Annotated in this window: 22 protein-coding genes; 15 read left to right on the forward strand and 7 right to left on the reverse strand. The window is 62.5% G+C overall.

Annotated features, from left to right (window positions below):
- Nucleotides 1–4 precede the first annotated feature (4 nt).
- Nucleotides 5–493 carry a GNAT family N-acetyltransferase gene (locus tag HV753_RS10715; protein WP_175174420.1) on the reverse strand — a complete coding sequence of 163 codons (489 nt, stop codon included), beginning with the start codon at nucleotides 491–493 and terminating at the stop codon, nucleotides 5–7.
- 173 nt (nucleotides 494–666) lie between these two features.
- Here HV753_RS10715 and HV753_RS10720 point away from each other — a divergent pair, with 173 nt between their 5' ends.
- Together HV753_RS10720 and HV753_RS10725 are read left to right on the forward strand one after the other, a co-directional pair.
- Complete coding sequence (locus HV753_RS10720; protein ID WP_175174421.1) at nucleotides 667–2304, forward strand: PqiB family protein; 1638 nt, start codon at nucleotides 667–669, stop codon at nucleotides 2302–2304.
- A 155-nt stretch (nucleotides 2305–2459) separates the two neighbouring features.
- Nucleotides 2460–2717: a hypothetical protein gene (locus HV753_RS10725; RefSeq protein ID WP_175174422.1), complete on the forward strand. Its 258-nt coding sequence runs from the start codon at nucleotides 2460–2462 to the stop codon at nucleotides 2715–2717.
- A 7-nt stretch (nucleotides 2718–2724) separates the two neighbouring features.
- Here HV753_RS10725 and HV753_RS10730 read toward each other — a convergent pair whose 3' ends face one another.
- The 3 genes from HV753_RS10730 to HV753_RS10740 form a co-directional block, all read right to left on the reverse strand.
- Nucleotides 2725–3033: a hypothetical protein gene (locus HV753_RS10730; protein ID WP_175174423.1), complete on the reverse strand. Its 309-nt coding sequence runs from the start codon at nucleotides 3031–3033 to the stop codon at nucleotides 2725–2727.
- Nucleotides 3034–3146: 113 nt separating this feature from the next.
- A complete protein-coding gene (locus HV753_RS10735) occupies nucleotides 3147–4580 on the reverse strand; it encodes an MFS transporter (protein WP_175174424.1) in 1434 nt (477 codons plus the stop codon).
- Nucleotides 4581–4673: 93 nt separating this feature from the next.
- Nucleotides 4674–5258 carry a TetR/AcrR family transcriptional regulator gene (locus HV753_RS10740; RefSeq protein WP_175174425.1) on the reverse strand — a complete coding sequence of 195 codons (585 nt, stop codon included), beginning with the start codon at nucleotides 5256–5258 and terminating at the stop codon, nucleotides 4674–4676.
- Nucleotides 5259–5354: 96 nt separating this feature from the next.
- Between HV753_RS10740 and HV753_RS10745 the strand changes: the two genes are divergently transcribed.
- Both HV753_RS10745 and HV753_RS10750 read left to right on the forward strand, forming a co-directional pair.
- Nucleotides 5355–6545 (forward strand): MFS transporter, encoded by a 1191-nt coding sequence (locus HV753_RS10745; protein WP_175174426.1) that lies wholly within the window; start codon nucleotides 5355–5357, stop codon nucleotides 6543–6545.
- Nucleotides 6546–6611: 66 nt separating this feature from the next.
- Nucleotides 6612–7010: a RidA family protein gene (locus HV753_RS10750; protein WP_175174427.1), complete on the forward strand. Its 399-nt coding sequence runs from the start codon at nucleotides 6612–6614 to the stop codon at nucleotides 7008–7010.
- 30 nt (nucleotides 7011–7040) lie between these two features.
- Here HV753_RS10750 and HV753_RS10755 read toward each other — a convergent pair whose 3' ends face one another.
- A complete protein-coding gene (locus HV753_RS10755) occupies nucleotides 7041–7952 on the reverse strand; it encodes a LysR family transcriptional regulator (protein ID WP_175174428.1) in 912 nt (303 codons plus the stop codon).
- A gap of 128 nt (nucleotides 7953–8080) precedes the next feature.
- On the opposite strand from HV753_RS10755, the gene HV753_RS10760 reads away from it, so the two are divergent.
- The 3 genes from HV753_RS10760 to HV753_RS10770 are packed head-to-tail and all read left to right on the forward strand — an operon-like array spanning nucleotide 8081 to nucleotide 9995.
- Nucleotides 8081–9235 (forward strand): DSD1 family PLP-dependent enzyme, encoded by a 1155-nt coding sequence (locus HV753_RS10760; RefSeq protein ID WP_175174429.1) that lies wholly within the window; start codon nucleotides 8081–8083, stop codon nucleotides 9233–9235.
- A gap of 40 nt (nucleotides 9236–9275) precedes the next feature.
- Entirely contained in the window at nucleotides 9276–9671 is a 396-nt protein-coding gene (locus HV753_RS10765) for a RidA family protein (protein ID WP_175174430.1), read from the forward strand.
- Nucleotides 9672–9722: 51 nt separating this feature from the next.
- Entirely contained in the window at nucleotides 9723–9995 is a 273-nt protein-coding gene (locus HV753_RS10770; protein WP_175174431.1) for a hypothetical protein, read from the forward strand.
- 18 nt (nucleotides 9996–10013) lie between these two features.
- On the opposite strand, the gene HV753_RS10775 is transcribed toward HV753_RS10770, so the two are convergent.
- Entirely contained in the window at nucleotides 10014–10316 is a 303-nt protein-coding gene (locus HV753_RS10775; RefSeq protein ID WP_175174432.1) for a DUF2513 domain-containing protein, read from the reverse strand.
- Between the two features lie 120 nt (nucleotides 10317–10436).
- Between HV753_RS10775 and HV753_RS10780 the strand changes: the two genes are divergently transcribed.
- The 5 genes from HV753_RS10780 to HV753_RS10800 all read left to right on the forward strand — a co-directional run bounded on the left by HV753_RS10780 (nucleotide 10437) and on the right by HV753_RS10800 (nucleotide 13029).
- Nucleotides 10437–10835, forward strand: a complete 399-nt coding sequence (locus HV753_RS10780) for a hypothetical protein (RefSeq protein ID WP_175174433.1) — start codon at nucleotides 10437–10439, stop codon at nucleotides 10833–10835.
- Nucleotides 10836–10930: 95 nt separating this feature from the next.
- The gene (locus tag HV753_RS10785) at nucleotides 10931–11251 is read left to right on the forward strand and encodes a hypothetical protein (RefSeq protein WP_175174434.1); all 321 of its coding nucleotides are present in this window, start codon (nucleotides 10931–10933) and stop codon (nucleotides 11249–11251) included.
- 370 nt (nucleotides 11252–11621) lie between these two features.
- Nucleotides 11622–11825: a cold-shock protein gene (locus tag HV753_RS10790; RefSeq protein ID WP_006220190.1), complete on the forward strand. Its 204-nt coding sequence runs from the start codon at nucleotides 11622–11624 to the stop codon at nucleotides 11823–11825.
- 127 nt (nucleotides 11826–11952) lie between these two features.
- On the forward strand, nucleotides 11953–12516 hold the full coding sequence (locus tag HV753_RS10795; RefSeq protein WP_175174435.1) for a DUF924 family protein: 564 nt from the start codon (nucleotides 11953–11955) through the stop codon (nucleotides 12514–12516).
- 306 nt (nucleotides 12517–12822) lie between these two features.
- Complete coding sequence (locus HV753_RS10800) at nucleotides 12823–13029, forward strand: cold-shock protein (RefSeq protein WP_006225311.1); 207 nt, start codon at nucleotides 12823–12825, stop codon at nucleotides 13027–13029.
- Nucleotides 13030–13124: 95 nt separating this feature from the next.
- Here the strand turns inward: HV753_RS10800 and HV753_RS10805 are convergent, their stop codons facing one another.
- Nucleotides 13125–13670, reverse strand: coding sequence for a TIGR00645 family protein (locus HV753_RS10805; RefSeq protein ID WP_175174436.1), 546 nt, complete (start codon nucleotides 13668–13670; stop codon nucleotides 13125–13127).
- 264 nt (nucleotides 13671–13934) lie between these two features.
- On the opposite strand from HV753_RS10805, the gene loiP reads away from it, so the two are divergent.
- The 3 genes from loiP (at nucleotide 13935) to clpP (ending at nucleotide 16824) form a co-directional block, all read left to right on the forward strand.
- The gene (gene loiP / locus HV753_RS10810) at nucleotides 13935–14690 is read left to right on the forward strand and encodes a metalloprotease LoiP (protein ID WP_175174437.1); all 756 of its coding nucleotides are present in this window, start codon (nucleotides 13935–13937) and stop codon (nucleotides 14688–14690) included.
- A gap of 165 nt (nucleotides 14691–14855) precedes the next feature.
- Nucleotides 14856–16166, forward strand: coding sequence for a trigger factor (tig, locus tag HV753_RS10815; protein WP_175174438.1), 1311 nt, complete (start codon nucleotides 14856–14858; stop codon nucleotides 16164–16166).
- A gap of 4 nt (nucleotides 16167–16170) precedes the next feature.
- A complete protein-coding gene (gene clpP / locus HV753_RS10820) occupies nucleotides 16171–16824 on the forward strand; it encodes an ATP-dependent Clp endopeptidase proteolytic subunit ClpP (RefSeq protein WP_105557678.1) in 654 nt (217 codons plus the stop codon).
- Nucleotides 16825–16923: the final 99 nt, after the last annotated feature.

A 16923-nucleotide genomic window follows, 5' to 3' on the forward strand; every position in this document is an offset into this window, starting at 1 on the left:
GCGGCTACGCCCGGCGGCCTTCCGCAAAGCGGGTGAGCGCGTCGTCGGTCAGGCGGTAACGCACCCATTCATCCATCGGCAGTGCGCCGATCGACCGATAGAAATCAATTGCCGGCTGATTCCAGTCAAGCACGCTCCATTCCAGCCGCCCGCAGTCGTTGGCGACGGCTTCCTGCGCCAGATGGCGTAGCAAGTCGCGTCCCGCCCCAATGCCGCGGTGTTCCGGCGTGATGTACAGGTCTTCCAGATAGATGCCGTTCTTGCCTAACCAGGTCGAATAGCTGTAGAAATACACGGCATAGCCGATGGCTTTCCCGTCCAGCATGCACATCAGGGCGCGGGCGGGGGCCTGCGGGGCGAACAAGGTGCGGGCGACGTCGTCGGCGCTGGCAATGACTTCGTTCGCGGCGCGCTCGTAGACGGCCAATTCGGTGATGAACGCATAGATTTGGGCCGCGTCCGAGAGGGTGGCGGGGCGGATGGTGAGATTCACGTTGACTTCCTCCAAGCAGGACGGCCATGCTACCTGCTAATGTCGGGGTTTGCAGGCGGTTCAAGGGACGAGTCACCGGGAATCTCCCTTCATGCGTCGCGCGGGTCGCGACGCGACGCTAGCGAAGCAATCTGCCCGTGCGTCCGGACGTGTACTCAAAGGGGATGTCCCTTATGGCTGAGCCTGGTTCTGCCGCTGGTAACACGCCTTCGCCCCTGCCGCGGAAACGGCGGCGGCTGTCCTGGATTTGGCTGGTGCCGGTCGTCGCGGCGGTAGGTGGACTACTGCTGGTGCTACAGGTCTGGTTGAGCGCGGGCCCTACGGCCACCATCCATTTCCAGACCGCCGAAGGGCTGGAGGCAGGCAAGACACAGGTGCGCTACAAGGAGCTCGCGGTAGGCTTGGTCGAGCGCGTGTCCTTGAACCTGGAACGATCCGGCGTGGACGTGGTGATCCGCCTCGACAAGGATGCCAGCAGCCTGCTGGAGGATGGCACGGTGTTCTGGGTGGTCAGGCCGCGCCTGACGTTGAGCGGCGTGTCTGGCCTGAGCACCTTGCTGTCCGGTTCCTACATCGGTCTGGATCCGGCGGGGCGCTCCGGCAAAGACGGATCACGTCCCAAGAGCCGGTACGAATTCACCGGTTTGGAGATACCCCCAGAGGTTGCACAGGACCGTGCCGGCAAACGCTTCACGCTACACGCGCGCGATTTGGGATCGCTGGATATCGGATCACCCGTCTATTACCGTCGCATCGCGGTGGGTCAGGTCGTGGGATACCACTTGGCCAAGGACGGAGAAGGGGTGGACGTGCAGGTATTTGTCGACGCCCCCAATGATGTCCATGTCAACGACGGCACACGCTTTTGGAACGCCAGCGGCGTGGATTTCAGCGTGGATGCTCGGGGTCTCCAGATGCGGTCGCAATCCTTGTTGTCGGTGATTGTCGGCGGAGTGGCGTTCGAGACGCCCGAGCCGAACGGCCGTCAGGCGGCAGCAGCCGGAGCGACGTTTGAGATCTTTCCCAATGAGGAAGCCGCTCGGGCCCAGCCAGATGGCGTGCCGCTGCGCGTTCGCATGCGTTTTGACCAGTCGGTGCGCGGTTTGTTGGTGGGGGCGCCCGTCGATGCCTACGGCGTCACGATCGGCAAGGTGGATGCGATCAACCTGGACTTCGATCGAACGACCCGGCAATTTTATGCCGTCGTGTCGGCCACGTTGTATCCCGAACGCCTGGGCGGGAAAACATATCGCGAGATCAAGGACTACGCGGGGAGCGATGTGCAGCACCCCAGCGGCAAGCTGCTGGAGGCGATCATCGCGCGCGGCACGCGGGCGCAACTGCGCATCGGCAATCTGTTGACCGGACAACTGTATGTGGCGATGGCCGAATTCCCCGATGCCAAACCTGTGACGTTCACCATGGAGGAGCAGCCCTTTATTCCGACCGTGCCGAACAATCTTGATCAGTTGCAGCAGCAGGTCAATAGCATTCTCACCAAGCTCGACAAGGTGCCGTTCGACGCGATCGGGACGGAGCTGGGCGGCGCCTTGCGTGCGGCATCCGGTTTGCTCAAGCGGCTGGATACGCAGTTGGCGCCCGAAGCACAGGCGCTGCTGCGCCAAGCCAACCGGTCATTGACGGCCGTGACTGCTTTGCTGGCGCCGGATGCCCTTCCTCAGGGCGCGGATACCGCATTGCGCGAATTGGGCAGGGCGGCCAGATCGCTGCGGGAGCTGTCCGATTACCTCCAGGCGCATCCGGACGCGCTGTTGCGGGGAAGGGCGCCGGACACGCCTGCCCGACGGTAGTTTCTTCATTCGACAGAGCGGTCTTTACCGTAACGACCGAACCGCCACGATGATGGCGGGCGGAACTGGCGCGGGTACGGCACTTGCTGCAAGTACCACGCGACCGACCGCAGGTTGATGAGGCGACGGCGTGGTATCAAAAGGGGGACAATCGCATGGACCATAGTGAAATGATGGTGCGCATGATTTCGCAGCCCGTCGCGCCGGGCAAGGTGGATGGCTGGGACGGCATACTCTCGGCCTATGCGGATTGCCTGTTGCAGGTGCAGGCCAAGTTATCGGATGCCGATGTAGGGCGGTTCCTGGAAGTGGGCGCGCTTGTTTTTCGCACCTGCTGTCAGGAAGAGGCTCGGCAACGCTGGACGGCCGAGGAGCTTGCGGCCTTTCACCGCAAGCGCGAATTCGGCGTGTAGCGGCCGCTCAGTAGAGGCACTGACTAAGGGTGAACTTTCGACCGAATGCGCGGATTTCGTCGCCATCCACCGAGGCGGCCACGTCCCAGTCGCTACCGCGCGTCACCAGAAAGGATTGGCCGATCACGGCGTGACGAAGCGCAAACTGCCAGAAGGCGGATTCAGAACCCACCGGCTCCAGTTCGTGGGGGCCGATCATCAGCCGCATCGGCCGCGGCGTCGCCCCCATTGACCACTTCAGAGCGATCGCCATGAAGGCGAAACGCGCCGATAGCGAGGATGGTTGAACGCAAAGCAGTCGGATCTTGTTGCTCATGGACGTCACCCTGTTCAGGTGCAGTCAGCGTAACAAAGACCTGCGTGACGTTCCATACCGCGTTTGGTGGATTTCAGCCCGTATCTTCCAAGATTCGTCCATAACGCGCAGGCTCAAGGCTTGCCGGCCGCCGTTCGCGTGGTCCGTAGAAGCAGCAACGACGCCACGATGGGTGCCAGCGCGAAGGCGGCGAATAGCCAACGCGCCGCCTGCTGCGCGCCCGCTACGCCGCCAGGGTCCGCCAGTCCGGCGCTATTGGTGACAACGCCTGCCAATGCGGCCGTGACCGCCGATGCGTAGAGTTGCACGGTGGTGATCGACGACGACGTCAGCGTTTCCTCGCCCTTGGGCGCGGCATTGAAGATTCTGGTCAGCAAGTGCGGCCAAGCCAAGCCGATGCCGAAACCCACGCCTGCCAGCGCAACGACATAGGCGGCCAGTCCTGCCACGGACGTCAATATGGTCGCCAGCGGCGTCATGATGGCCAGGCCAATCAACGAGACCAGGATCACGATGGGGCTCAGGCGCACCAGCCGATCCGCTGCGCTGCCGGTGCGTGTCGCGCTGGGCATGGCCGCAAGCGTCCAGCCCGCCGCCATCGCTGCCGTCATGTAGCCCGCGCCCAGGGGCGACAGGCCATGGATGACTTGCAGGAAGTAGGGCACGAAGATCTCGGTCGTGATGGCAGCCACAATCAGGCACATCACCGCATATAGGGCGCCCAGTGAGGTGCCGACGGAATAGGCGCCCGTCGGCAACAGGCGCCTTGCCGCGCGCGAATCCACGCGAGCGATCAGCATGGCGATGGCCAGGCCTGCGCCAATGCCTGCCAGGTTCCAGCCCAGGCCCGTTGACAGGCTGGCCAGCGTGATGGCCAGCACGGAAGCCACCAACAGGCCTAGCGTGCCCAGCGGCAAAGCCGAGGGCGGGGCAGGGGGCACCGTTGACCGGTCACCGACCTTGAACGTCACGATCAGGGCCAATGCCGCCGCAACGGGCAGCAAGGCCCAAAAGGCCAGCCGCCAGTGCCCGGTTTGAGCGAAGATGCCGCCGATCGCGGGTCCGCACAAGGTGGCCACCCCCCACATGCCGGACACCAGCGCCATGGCGCGAGACCAGAGGGGGGCGTCGAACACCAGCCGGATCAGCGCGTAGCTCAGGGCAAACAGAATGCCGCCCCCCAGGCCCTGGATGCAGCGGCCCGCCAGCAGCATGGGCATGGTGGGGGCCAGGGCACAGACGACCGCACCCGCGGTGAACACGGCCACGGCCAGCAGGTAGGCCGCGCGCGGACCCAGGGTTTCGATCAATTTGGCCGATAGCGCCGACCCGATGATGGACGTCACGACGAACAATGTCGTGTTCCATGCGTAGTACTCCAGGCCGCCGATGTCCTGAATGACACTGGGCAGGATGGTGGTGACGATGTAGACATTGATGGCGTGCAGTGCCACGCCACCCGCCAGGGCGATAGAGCGCAGGGCGTTCGCCCCGTGCAGCAGATCGGCCCAGGATGCGCCTGACTCAGGGGTGGTGCTGACAGCCACAACGGTCTCCAAAATTATTTAAACAAGAATATTCTTTGATAATACGTGTGAGGCGACCAAAGCACAATCGACGGGCGCGTTCATGGCGGGGCGTTAGCGCCGCAACAGGCCGCGCAGCAGCAGGTCCAGCGCGTGCAATGCTTGTTCCAGCCGCGAGGCGCCATCGGGCGTGTCGGCAATCCAGAATGCGGTCTCGGTCAGGCTGCCGTTCACCAGTCGCGCCAGGGCCTGGGGGTCGGCGGTTTCGATGATGCGTTCGTCCATCAGGCGTTGCAGCAACCTAGCAAGCGAGGTGATGCACTGCTGTTGCGCGGCGTCGGGCGTGGGGCCCAGCACAGCCCGCGCATCTTGCAGCACGATGCGGCGGATCTCGGGCTCGGTCGCCATGCGCAAATAGGCGCGGCAGCGGTCGCGGAAGGCGGCCCAGGCGTCGGTTGCCTGTGCCGAGATGGCATTGAGCCGCTGATCCGTTTCGTCATCGATTTGTTCGACCACTGCGGCCAGCAACCCCTTTTTGTCACCAAAGTGGTGATACAAAGCCCCTCGCGTCAATCCCGCCGTTGCGGTGAAATCGTCCATGGACGTGGCGGCATAGCCGGCATGCTGAAAGGCGTGCCGGGCGGTGGCCAGCAACTTGGCCCGGGTGGCTTCGATCATCTCGGCGCGGGAACGCGACATGCAAGTATCTCCAGTGACATACGGCGCGTATGTTAATTGACATACGCAATGTATGTGAATACGATCTCGCCGTCTACCAAGTATCAAAGGCTATCGGTGTCCAATCCGTATCGTGAGTTGTTCAAGGCGCCTGGCGCCACCGGGTTTGTGTTGGCGGGCGCGATCGCACGCCTGCCCTTGCCGATGATCGGCATCGGCATCATCACGATGCTGTCCGAGGTGCGCGGCGCGTACGCGCTGGCAGGGGCGGTCGCGGCCACGTTTGCCCTGGCTACGGCTTTGATTGCCCCGCGCATCTCGCGGCTGGTAGACCGGCACGGGCAGGGCCGCGTGTTGCCCGTGGCGGCGGGCATTTGCGTCCTGGCGTTGCTCGGCCTGGCCGCCTGCGTCCAATGGGGAGCGCCGGATTGGACGCTGTTTGTCTTCGCCGCGATGGCAGGGGCCTTGCCCAGCATGCCGGCCATGATCCGCGCGCGCTGGACTGAAATCTATCGCGACCAGCCGCAATTGCGTACCGCGTATGCCCTGGAGTCGGTGGCCGATGAGCTCAGCTTCATTGTGGGGCCGCCCATTTCAGTAGGCTTGAGCGTGGCGCTGTTTCCGCAGGCTGCGCCGCTGGCCGCCGCATTGTTGCTGGCGGTGGGCGTGACCGCGTTCGTCTTGCAACGGGGCACCGCGCCCGCCGTGCAGGTCAGGGAGGCAGGCCGTGAGGCTTCGGTGCTGCGCATGCCCTCGATGCGATCGCTTGTCGCCATGATGTCGGCCATGGGTGTGATCGTCGGCACCATCGACGTGCTCAGCGTTGCGTTTGCCCGCGCGCAGGGCGTGCCTGCGGGGGCCAGTCTGATCCTGTCGGCCTATGCCTTGGGGTCGTGCGTGGCGGGGCTGGTCTTCGGCGTGCTGAAGTTCCAGATGCCGCTTCCCCGGATGCTGTCGATCGCCGCCGCCGTCACCGCCTTCACGACCTTGCCCTTGCTGCTGGTGAACGATCTGATCACGTTGTCTCTGGGCGTGCTGCTGGCCGGGCTGTCGTTCGCGCCCACCATGATCATCGCCATGGCGTTGGTCGAAAGCAGTGTGCCGGGCCAGCGTCTGACCGAGGGGCTGACGTGGCTGGTGACGGGGCTGGGTGCCGGCGTGGCTGCGGGTGCCGCGTTGGCGGGATGGGTGGTCGATCACTATGGCGTGCGCGCGGGATTCTGGACGGCGGTCGCCGCGGGCGCCATCGTGCTGCTGGTGGCGTTACCCGGCGGGCGAACGCGGGCGTCTGGGCGCGTGGCGTCCTGACGCGGGCGGCTCGATAGAATGCGGGTTCCGGCGCATCGCGGGACGCGCCGCCCACAGGAGCACATCATGTCCAGAACCGTCGTCAATCCCGACACCGTTTTCAACACCGTCCAGTATGGATTCAGCCAAGCCGTCATCGTGACGGGGCAGCGCAGGATGCTGCTGTCGGGTCAGGTCGGCGTCGACATCCATGAACGCACGGTCGGACCAGGCCTGCAAGAGCAGACCGAGGCCGCGCTGGACAATATCGAGCGGGTGCTGGCCGCGGCGGGCGGCAAGCTGGCTCAGGTGATCATGCTGCGGATCTACATCTGCGAGACGGCCCGCGAAGATCAGGAAGCGATCGCGCAAACCTTGCGTGACCGCTTTCCGATCGATCCACCGCCGTCATCATGGGTCATCGTCAGTGGCCTGTCGTTGCCGGAATGGCTGATCGAGATCGAAGCCGAAGCGATGCTGGATTAAGTGCGCGTCTGGCGCGGCAAGCGTTGTCGCCTAGGCCTTGTCGCGCCACGGTGTGGAGCCGAATGCGGCACGCAGATGCGCCAGGAAGCCGGCCGTCCGGGCGGACAGGTCCTGGCGTGATTTCACCAATGCCACCACGTTGGCGTCGGGCAGGTTCCATCCCGCAAGCAGCGGCACCAGCGATCGTGTTTTCAAGTGCTCCGCGACATCCCACTCCGACCGCGCGACGATGCCGTGTCCGGCCAGCGCCCAGTCCACGGCGGCGGCGCCAGTATTGCTGGATAGCGCCGGCGCGATGCGTACGCCGACAGCGGGCCCCCGGCCGCGCTTGAAGCGCCACAACGTGACGTCTTCATCGTTCTCGCGCAAGGCGATGCAGTCATGGTCGCGCAAGTCTTCCGGTTTGGCGGGCGCTCCGTGGCGTGCCAGATAGGAGGGCGCCGCACACAGGATGCGGCGGTTGGGGGCCAGCGGATAGGCCACCAAGGTCGAATCGCGCAGTTCGCCGATGTGCACCATGACGTCCCAGTTGTCGGTGGCCAACCGGGGCGGGCCGTCGGACAATGTCAGGCTGGCGGTGACGTTGTCGCTGCTTTCGCGGAAACCGGCCACCAGCCCGGCGATGTATCGCTGGCCGAAACCCAGCGGCGCCACCACACGCAGATGTCCTGCCACCACCCCGCGCCGTCCGGCCAGTTCATCGGCCAGATCGCCCAGTTCGCCGCAGATCTGCCCGGCCCGCAACGCCAGCAGCCGTCCTTCATCGGTCAGCGCGGTGCCGCGTCCTGACCGGTTCACCAGCCTCACGCCCAAGCGCTTTTCCAGCGCATGCAGCCGCTGCGTCACGGCTGGGGGCGTCACGTCCAGCGCGCGCGCGGCCTGCGCGAGCGATTGCGTGGCGGCCAGGCTCAGGAAGAATCGCAAGTCGTCTGTGGTGATCATTCAGGTATGACTTAATTGAAAATTAAGCTCGTATTAAACACGTACAAGCCGCGCCGCGCCATACTACAGGCAGCCAGACCCAGGCCCGCCTGACGTCTTTCCGATCTGATTTGCCGAGAACCGCCCCGATGACGACCCCCAGCCTGCCGCCCACCCTGGACTCTCTGGAAACCCCTTGCCTGCTGTTGGACGAAACGCGCATGACGCGCAACATCCAGCGTCTGAATGCGCTGATGGCAGGCCACGGCGTGCAATTGCGCCCGCACCTGAAGACACCCAAATCGATCGATGTCGCGCGCCGCGTGATGACAAGTCCCCAAGGGCCGGCAGCCGTCTCCACGTTGCAGGAGGCGGAACAGTTCGCGGCCGCGGGCGTCACTGACCTGCTCTATGCGGTTGGCGTGTCTCCCTCGAAACTGGACCGCGTGCTGGCGTTGCGCGCAAAGGGCGTGGACCTGACCGTGGTGGTGGATAGCATCGAAGCGGCGAGGGCGGTGGCTGCCCGTGCCGCCATGGCAGGCAGCCCCATCCCCACGTTGATCGAGATTGATTGCGACGGGCACCGCGCGGGCGTGCAGCCAGACAATCACGATCATCTGCTGGCGGTTGCGAACGTGCTGCACGACGCAGGCTGCCTGCGCGGCGTCATGACGCACGCCGGCGAATCCTACGGCTGCCGCAGCGTCGACGCCATTGCCGACATGGCCGAGCAAGAGCGCTGGGCCGCCGTCAGTTGCGCCGAGACGATCCGCCACGCGGGGATGCCGTGCCCGGTGGTCAGCATCGGTTCCACGCCCACCGCCCACTTTGCGCGCAACCTGGACGGTGTCACGGAGGTGCGCGCCGGTGTGTATGTGTTCTTCGATCTGGTGATGGCGGGGCTGGGTGTGTGCTCGGTCGAGGACATCGCGACGACCGTGCTGACAACCGTCATCGGTCATCAAGCCGACAAGGGTTGGATCCTGGTCGACGCGGGCTGGATGGCCATGTCGCGCGATCGTGGCACGGCCAAGCAACCCGTCGATCAGTTGTATGGCCTGGTGTGCGACGCCGATGGCCGTGTCTATCCTGACCTGCTGTTGGCCGAGACGAATCAGGAGCAGGGCATCATCACGCTACGGCCCGGCAGCGGCGCCAGCCTGCCCGATCTGCCGTTGGGGACGAAGCTGCGCATTGTCCCGAATCACGCATGCGCCACCTGCGCGCAGCACGAGGCCTATCAGGTCGTGCGCCCGGGCGAACCAGGGGTCGTGGCCCGCTGGGAACGCTTTCGCGGTTGGTAGCCTGCGCTCCACGCTTTACGCATATCAACGGGAATGGAACATGGATTTGATCAATACCCCCAATGCCACGCCGCCCGCAGGGCACTACTCGCAGGCGGTGCGCGCGAATGGCTTTGTCTTCGTCTCCGGGCAACTGGGTTTCCTGCCCCCCGCGCAGGCCGGGGCCAAACCGCAACTGGCGGCCGGGGCCTCCGGCCAGACCGTAGAGGCTCTGCGCAGCGTGAAGGCGATTCTTGAGGCTGCCGGCGCCTCAATGGCCACGGTCGCCAATGTCACGGTGTACATCTCGGATATCGGCTTATGGGACGAGGTGAACCGGGTTTACGAACGCGCTTTCGGCAATCATCGTCCCGCGCGGGCCGTCGTGCCCACGGGTGCACTGCATTACGGCGCGCTGGTCGAGATCAGCGTGGTGGCGGTCGCCGCTCAGGGATGATCCGGCGCCTATAATGCGGGCGCCTCAATGCCTTCGGGGGAGAACGTCCGCATGCAGTACGAATACCTGTTCTGGTCCATGGCCGCGATGGTGGCGGCCGCGCTGATCGGCGGCTCGCTGTGTGGCCGCTTGCGCTCGGTCAAGCACGTGTTGATGGGAGTGGTCGCGCTGGCCGCCGCGGTATTCGTGGCGGTCTTCCTGCTGTCTCGCCACGGGGGCTTCAGCGATCTGTCGGCGATGCTGTCGATCGCCGCCTTCATGTTCAGCCTGGTGATCGGCACCGCCGCATCGCTGCTCACGCGGCGCATCTTGCAGCGCCGCTGAGCCCCAGGCTTACCCGCTTTATTCTTCGGCGTCGAAGTCTTCGGCGTCTTCTTCGTCGTCCTCGTCCTGCTCCAGAGCGTCGTAGCCCTTCCACGTGATGCGCCAGCGCGTCGCGGCGGCGCTGGCGGCCGTCTCGCTGACTTGCTTGACCAGTCCGGCGTCGGACAGCAGGTCCAGGTGGTGCGCAATGACTTGCAGGCCTTGTTCTTCAGGGTGCGGGGCCAGGGCGGCGTTCTTGATGTCGTGCGTGCTCAGGTTGGGGCCAGGCGCGTCGCGCAGGGCGCCCAGAATCGTGACGACCAGATCGAAATCGCGTTGCATGATGTTCACCGTATTGAAAATGTGTAGGCCGACAATAGCAGAGTTCCGTGGTGCCAATGCGACAGTGCGCAAGGCCGGGTTACAGTCCAGGGTTCTCGACAACAAGACACATTGAACTTTATGAAGAAACCCGCTGAACGCGATTGCCTCGCGGTGATCCCCGGTTACTCGGGCCAGGCTGCCAAGCTCTTTCTTGCGCGCGGCGAAGACGACCGCATTGGCGGCGTGACGGTGTACGACCTGCTTGGCCACGTCAAGCTGCAAGGCGATGCCGAGGCCGCCGCCACCTGGGTGGCCGAGTGGCTGGCCGAGGAATCCGGCAACCGCAAGGCCCGCCGCACCCAGTTGCTGGCGCAGATGTTCATCTGCAAGCTCACGGGCGACGACAAGGCGGCTTTCCTGGCCGCCCAGAAGCCGTTGATCCGCATTCTGGCCGAGGCCGGGGTGCGTTGCCGTAGCGTCGCAGCCACGTCTGGCGCCGCCAGGCAGTCCCTGGGACCGAATGTCAAGAAGCATTAGCATAAGGCTGTTATAGTCGCGCCTGGGCGTGAGATTGCACCTGAACGGTGCGTGCGTCCAAGCGGGCTTGGCCTGCTGATCAAGGAAGATTGAACATGGAAATAGTAAGTCGGCACCTTGCCGACGTGGCGGGCGGCGTCGAGCTGCTCACGACGATTGATGGCGAGTCCATCAGCGTCTATGTCGTGGTGGGCGTAACCGATCTCAATGCGATCGCGGAAATCGTTCCCACTGAAAAAGTCGACGCCGGAGCGGATATACACGCTTCAAATGTCGACAATGTTGATAATGCGCAAGAACAAATCGACCAAGTCCTGGAAAATATGAATCCCGGCGACGTGGCGGTTTTCCTTTGCTCGGGTTCCGATGCTTTTGGCGCGGCGCTCGATTTGTTGGGTTTACCTATCGACGAGTAAGCCTGACGGCAAACCAAAGTGCCTATCTGAACGGCGTATGAGGGTAGTACGGGTTTAGAAGGCATTTATATAAGCCTTGATTGTTTTTTTATGATGTATGGGTGTTTACACCTATGCAGGGACAAGTTTTGCCTATGAAAACGTGTAAATTTTCAACGCAGTTTCTCTTTGTTGCATTATTGGCACGTATTTTTTAGGATTATGTTGACTTGTGAGGGGAACATAACGATAGTGTCGGCACACGATCACAAGCGTTGCGATTTTCGTTCAGTGCCGTGCCTTTTCCGGCTCAGCGTTATTGTTCTACTGTCCCCTCCTTGATTGATTCGTGACCTCCGGGCATTTGCCCATTATCTCTAGGAAATACAGTATGGAAACCGGCGTCGTTAAGTGGTTCAATTCGGAAAAAGGCTATGGCTTCATCACCCCGGAAGCGGGTGGTAAGGATCTGTTCGCTCACTTCTCCGAAATCCAGGGTTCTGGCTTCAAGTCTCTGGAAGAGAACCAGCGCGTCAGCTTTGTGACGGCCAATGGCCCCAAGGGCCCGCAAGCTACGAAGATTCAGGTCCTGTAAAGGTCTGAGTTTTCAAAAAAGCCCCTTCGGGGGCTTTTTTTGTTTTTGCGCGGTATTCTTCCAAAGTTCCGGCCGCGCGGGCTTTGTGCGGTCATCGCCGCCTCTCCATGCCTTCAGGATCCTCGTTATGACTTCCTCTTCCCCGAAGCCGCTTGCCGTTCAACCGCAAGACGTGGTCGCGTTCTGGACAGAGGCGGGGCCGCAACAGTGGTTCAGTAAAAGCGATGCGTTCGACGCCGAATTCCGCAAGCGGTTTGAATCCGCGCACTGGGCTGCCGCCTCGCGTCAGCTGGATGCCTGGCTGGAAGATGCCGAGGGTGCCCTGGCACTGATGATTCTGCTGGACCAGTTCCCCCGGAATGCGTTTCGGGGTACGGCGCACATGTTCGCCACGGATCCCCTGGCCCAGTATTTCGCCGAACGCGCAATCGCCACGGGGCATGACCTCGCGGTGGATCCGCAATTGCGCCAGTTCTTTTATATGCCGTTTGAGCACGCGGAGAGCCTGGTGGTGCAGAACCGTGGCGTTGCGCTGATGGAGCCCCTGGACGCCGATACGCTGCGTTGGGCGGTCTTGCACCGCGACATCATCAAGCGCTTCGGGCGGTTCCCGCATCGCAACGGGGCGCTGGGGCGTCAGACCACCCAGGCCGAACAGGAATTCCTGGATGCCGGCGGCTTCTCGGGTTAGCTAGGCACGGCTCGGTATCGGCATGTATCTATTCATGCCAAGGTGAAAATGTCGAGGGTTTGGGCATTGCAGACATCGGTTGATGCCGCGCCTGCCGGTTCGCGATGCGATTCCCAATCAGGTGTCGGCCTTTCGCATATTTGACGTTTTTCGGCGTTCACCAATACACTGGGTTCAGCGAGATTTTCAAGCGACGCGGTCTGCGTTAACTTGTCGCCGTCAGTGGTGCTGCGGTTGCTTCCCCTCCCATCCTTGATGATCTGGCGCCCCGCGAGAAATCGCTTTTTCTAGGTTCAAGGACACTCCATGGCAACCGGCATCGTTAAGTGGTTCAACGCCGAAAAGGGTTATGGCTTCATCATGCCCGACGACGGCAGCAAAGACCTTTTCGCTCATTACTCCGAAATCCGTAGCGAAGGCTACAAGTCGCTGCAGGAAAACCAGCGCGTCACCTTCGAGGTTGGCACTGGCCCCAAGGGTCCCAGCGCCAAGAACATCAAGGTCGCCGCCTGATGTTTTTCGGGTAGCGCGCCGGGGATTCCCGGTGTTCGGCCCATAAAAAAGCCCCCATGCGCAACGCATGGGGGCTTTTTTTTCTGCGCCGTGCGTCAGTGCTTGTGGGGCGCCGGCGTCGACAGCTTGTCCACCAGCGCGATCCCCAACGCGGACAGGATGAACAGGGCATGGATGATGGTCTGCCACATGACACCCGCCTCGGTGAAGCGCGCGTTGGGCGTGCCGATCGTGCCGGCCTCGATGAAGGTGCGCAGCAGGTGGATCGACGAGATGCCGATGATGGCCATTGCCAACTTCACCTTGAGTACGCTGGCATTGACGTGGCTCAGCCATTCCGGCTGGTCCGGATGGTTGTGCAGGCGCAGGCGGGACACGAAGGTCTCGTAGCCGCCCACGATCACCATGAGCAGCAGGTTCGAGATCATGACCACGTCGATCAGCCCCAGGACCAGCAGCATGATCTCCATTTCGCCGAAGCTGTTGGCATGCGTGAGCAGGTGCCAGAGCTCCTTCAGGAACAGCATGACGTAAACGCCTTGAGCGACGATCAGGCCCAGGTACAGCGGCAGCTGTAGCCAGCGGGAACTGAAGATCAGGCTGGGCAGCAGGCCTAGACGGGGAGGGGGATTCTGAATCATGTTGGGTGCGAGCCGTTTGATGGTGGGCAATAAAAAGTGCGGCGGCAATTCTATCAATGCCCGGGTATGCCGGGCATCAGTTTTTTATGACCGCAAGATGACGCTGGTGGACGCCGGCTAGCACGCTTGGGCACCGCGTGCAGGGCTTTTGTGTAAGAGAAACTGCCATTTGCGAAACTCTGTGGCGAAACGCTTAGAGAGCTTTCGGCATGGATAGAATTGCCGCCTCACTCGCATAGAGCCAGTCAAGAGGAGTTTGTTCCCATGAAGATCCGCTACACCGTTGCCGCATTGACCGTTGCGCTTGCCCCTTTCTCCGCGTCGCACGCCTTCGATATCGGTGGCTTGGTGGGCGCCGGCAGCAAGGTCGTGCAGGCTGCCACCCTGAGCGATGCCGAAATCAAGGCCTTGTCGGACAAGGCTTGCGCCCAAAGTGATTCGCAGGAAAAGATCGCTGCCCCCGGCAGCAAGTACGACGTCCGCCTGCAGAAGATCGCCAAGTCGCTGGGCGGCACCGTCAATGGCCAGAAGGCCAACTACAAGGTCTACATCACCAAGGACGTCAACGCCTGGGCGATGGCCAACGGTTGCATCCGCGTCTATAGCGGCTTGATGGACATGATGACCGACGACGAAGTGTTGGGCGTGGTCGGCCACGAAATCGGCCACGTGGCGCTGGGCCACAGCAAGAAGGCGATGCAGACCGCCTACACCGTGTCGGCCGCGCGTGATGCGGCGGGCGCTGCGGGTGGTGCCACGGTTGCTGCCTTGAATTCCTCGCAATTGGGCGACTTGACCGAGAAGTTCATCAACGCGCAATTCTCGCAATCCCAGGAAAGCGATGCGGACGACTATTCGTTCGATCAATTGCAGGCCAAGAAGCTCAACACCCGTGGTTTGGTGACGGCATTCCAGAAGCTGGCCGAGCTGGATGGCGGCAAGAGCGATATGATGAGCTCGCATCCGTCCTCGGCCAAGCGTGCTCAGCACATCGAAGACCGCATCGCCAAGGCCAAGTAAAGACGTCGGAACGACGTTCTCCCTCCCTTTTCGGGTGGAAAACGGGGCACGAGCATCCGGGCAAATCCGGGGCTCGGGCCCCTTTGCGTTAGGGTTCCGGAAGTTTCCGGTAAAATGCCGCGTTTATCCGCCCGTAATCTCATCTCTCGGAAAATAGGTCTTTTAATGCAGCCTGTGGTTGAAACCCTCTCCGGCCTGGAGCGCCGTGTTGATCTGGCCGTCTCGGTGGCCGACGTCGAAAAGGAAGTCCAGGCGCAATTGAAGCGCGTGGCTCGCACCGCCAAGGTCCCCGGCTTCCGCCCGGGTAAAGCTCCGCTCGCCATGCTCGAGCGCAGCCATGGCCCCAGCATCCGCTACGACGTGATCAATAGCCAAGTTGGCCGTGCGTTCGAACAAGCCATCGACGGCGCCAAGCTGCGCGTCGCTGGTGCCCCGAACCTGGAACCCAAGACTGAAGGCGTCACCGACGACACGCTGGCGTTCAGCGCCACGTTCGAGGTCTACCCCGAAGTCGTCGTGCCGGATCTGTCGGCCCTGGCCGTCACCCGCTATGACACCGCCGTCACTGACGCCGAAGTGCAACAAACCCTGGACGTTCTGCGCAAGCAGCGCGCCACGTTTGAAGCCCGTGAAGGCCGCGCCTCGCAAGACGGCGACCGCGTCACGCTGGACTTCGCCGGTACCATCGACGGCGTGCCGTTCGAAGGCGGCAAGGCTGAAGACTTTCCGTTCGTGCTCGGCCAAGGCCGCATGCTGCCGGAATTTGAAGAAGCTGCCCGCGGCCTGAAGGCTGGCGAAACCAAGGTCTTCGAACTCAAGTTCCCTGACGACTACCAAGGTGTGGAAGTCGCCGGCAAGACCGCCGAATTCACCATCACCGTCAAGGAAGTGGCTGAAGGCGTCCTGCCCGAACTGAACAGCGAATTCGCCAAGTCCCTCGGCCAGGCCGAAGGCGACGTCGAAAAGCTGAAGGCCGACATCCGCAGCAACATCGAGCGCGAAGTCAAGGTCCGTTCGGCTGGCCGCACCAAGTCCAGCGTCATGGACGCCCTGGTCGAAGCCGCCAAGTTCGACGTGCCGAAGGCACTGGTCGACAACGACGTGCAAGGTCGTGTTGCCGCCGCTCGCGAAGAGCTGAAGCAACGTGGCATCCCGAACGCCGAGTCCGTGCCGATCCCGCCCGAAGCCTTCTCGACCGAATCCGAACGCCGTGTCCGTCTGGGCCTGCTGGTGTCGGAACTGGTCAAGCAAGCCCAGTTGCAAGCCAAGCCCGAGCAAGTTCGCGCGCGCATTGAAGAATTCGCCGAGAACTACGAACAACCCGCCCAGGTTGTCAGCTATTACCTGGCTGACCGCCAGCGTCGTGCTGAAATCGAGGCTATCGTGCTGGAAGACAACGTCGTCGCGCACGTGTTGGAAAAGGCCAAGGTCACCGACGAAAAGGTGCCTTTCGATCAGTTGATGGGGATGGCGTAACACTATGCAGAGATTCACCGATTTCTATGCGGCAATGAATGGCGGGTCTTCGGTGACCCCCACCGGCCTGGGCTACATTCCCATGGTTATCGAGCAGTCGGGGCGCGGCGAGCGCGCCTACGACATCTATTCGCGTCTGCTCCGCGAACGGCTCATTTTCCTGGTGGGTCCGGTCAACGACGCAACGGCCAATCTGGTTGTGGCGCAGTTGCTGTTCCTGGAATCGGAGAATCCTGACAAGGACATTTCCCTGTACATCAACTCGCCCGGCGGGTCGGTGTATGCGGGAATGGCCATTTTTGACACCATGCAGTTCATCAAGCCGGACGTCTCGACGTTGTGCACCGGTTTGGCGGCCAGCATGGGTGCGTTCCTGCTGGCGGCTGGCAAGAAGGGCAAGCGTTTCACGTTGCCCAACTCGCGGATCATGATCCACCAACCGTCCGGCGGCGCCCAAGGCCAAGCGTCCGACATCCAGATCCAGGCTCGCGAGATCCTGGACCTGCGCGAACGCCTGAACCGAATCCTGGCCGACAATACCGGCCAGTCGATCGAGCGCATCGGCCTGGACACGGAGCGTGACAACTTCATGTCAGCCGAAGATGCGGTATCGTATGGACTGGTGGACAAGGTAATGACCTCCCGCTCGGAAGGCTGACTTCCCGGTTGATCCGAACCCGCTGCCATCAAGTTTGAGTAAGCGCATGCGCTGGACCCTTTATCCGGTCTGGCGCATCTTTACCTGAGATACGAAACA

Origin of the sequence: Achromobacter pestifer, from assembly GCF_902859625.1 — a bacterium.
GTDB classification, from domain to species: domain Bacteria; phylum Pseudomonadota; class Gammaproteobacteria; order Burkholderiales; family Burkholderiaceae_B; genus Achromobacter; species Achromobacter pestifer.

Bases quoted from the DNA above. Each gene is read 5' to 3' on its own strand.
- HV753_RS10760 (WP_175174429.1), top strand. From the start codon at position 8,081: ATGACGACCCCCAGCCTGCCGCCCACCCTGGACTCTCTGGAAACCCCT.
- HV753_RS10795 (WP_175174435.1), top strand. From the start codon at position 11,953: ATGACTTCCTCTTCCCCGAAGCCGCTTGCCGTTCAACCGCAAGACGTG.
- HV753_RS10750 (WP_175174427.1), top strand. From the start codon at position 6,612: ATGTCCAGAACCGTCGTCAATCCCGACACCGTTTTCAACACCGTCCAG.
- HV753_RS10730 (WP_175174423.1), bottom strand. From the start codon at position 3,033: ATGAGCAACAAGATCCGACTGCTTTGCGTTCAACCATCCTCGCTATCG.
- HV753_RS10775 (WP_175174432.1), bottom strand. From the start codon at position 10,316: ATGCAACGCGATTTCGATCTGGTCGTCACGATTCTGGGCGCCCTGCGC.
- HV753_RS10780 (WP_175174433.1), top strand. From the start codon at position 10,437: ATGAAGAAACCCGCTGAACGCGATTGCCTCGCGGTGATCCCCGGTTAC.
- HV753_RS10770 (WP_175174431.1), top strand. From the start codon at position 9,723: ATGCAGTACGAATACCTGTTCTGGTCCATGGCCGCGATGGTGGCGGCC.
- HV753_RS10755 (WP_175174428.1), bottom strand. From the start codon at position 7,952: ATGATCACCACAGACGACTTGCGATTCTTCCTGAGCCTGGCCGCCACG.
- clpP (WP_105557678.1), top strand. From the start codon at position 16,171: ATGCAGAGATTCACCGATTTCTATGCGGCAATGAATGGCGGGTCTTCG.
- HV753_RS10785 (WP_175174434.1), top strand. From the start codon at position 10,931: ATGGAAATAGTAAGTCGGCACCTTGCCGACGTGGCGGGCGGCGTCGAG.
- HV753_RS10790 (WP_006220190.1), top strand. From the start codon at position 11,622: ATGGAAACCGGCGTCGTTAAGTGGTTCAATTCGGAAAAAGGCTATGGC.
- HV753_RS10725 (WP_175174422.1), top strand. From the start codon at position 2,460: ATGGACCATAGTGAAATGATGGTGCGCATGATTTCGCAGCCCGTCGCG.
- HV753_RS10740 (WP_175174425.1), bottom strand. From the start codon at position 5,258: ATGTCGCGTTCCCGCGCCGAGATGATCGAAGCCACCCGGGCCAAGTTG.
- tig (WP_175174438.1), top strand. From the start codon at position 14,856: ATGCAGCCTGTGGTTGAAACCCTCTCCGGCCTGGAGCGCCGTGTTGAT.
- HV753_RS10805 (WP_175174436.1), bottom strand. From the start codon at position 13,670: ATGATTCAGAATCCCCCTCCCCGTCTAGGCCTGCTGCCCAGCCTGATC.
- HV753_RS10765 (WP_175174430.1), top strand. From the start codon at position 9,276: ATGGATTTGATCAATACCCCCAATGCCACGCCGCCCGCAGGGCACTAC.
- HV753_RS10800 (WP_006225311.1), top strand. From the start codon at position 12,823: ATGGCAACCGGCATCGTTAAGTGGTTCAACGCCGAAAAGGGTTATGGC.
- loiP (WP_175174437.1), top strand. From the start codon at position 13,935: ATGAAGATCCGCTACACCGTTGCCGCATTGACCGTTGCGCTTGCCCCT.
- HV753_RS10720 (WP_175174421.1), top strand. From the start codon at position 667: ATGGCTGAGCCTGGTTCTGCCGCTGGTAACACGCCTTCGCCCCTGCCG.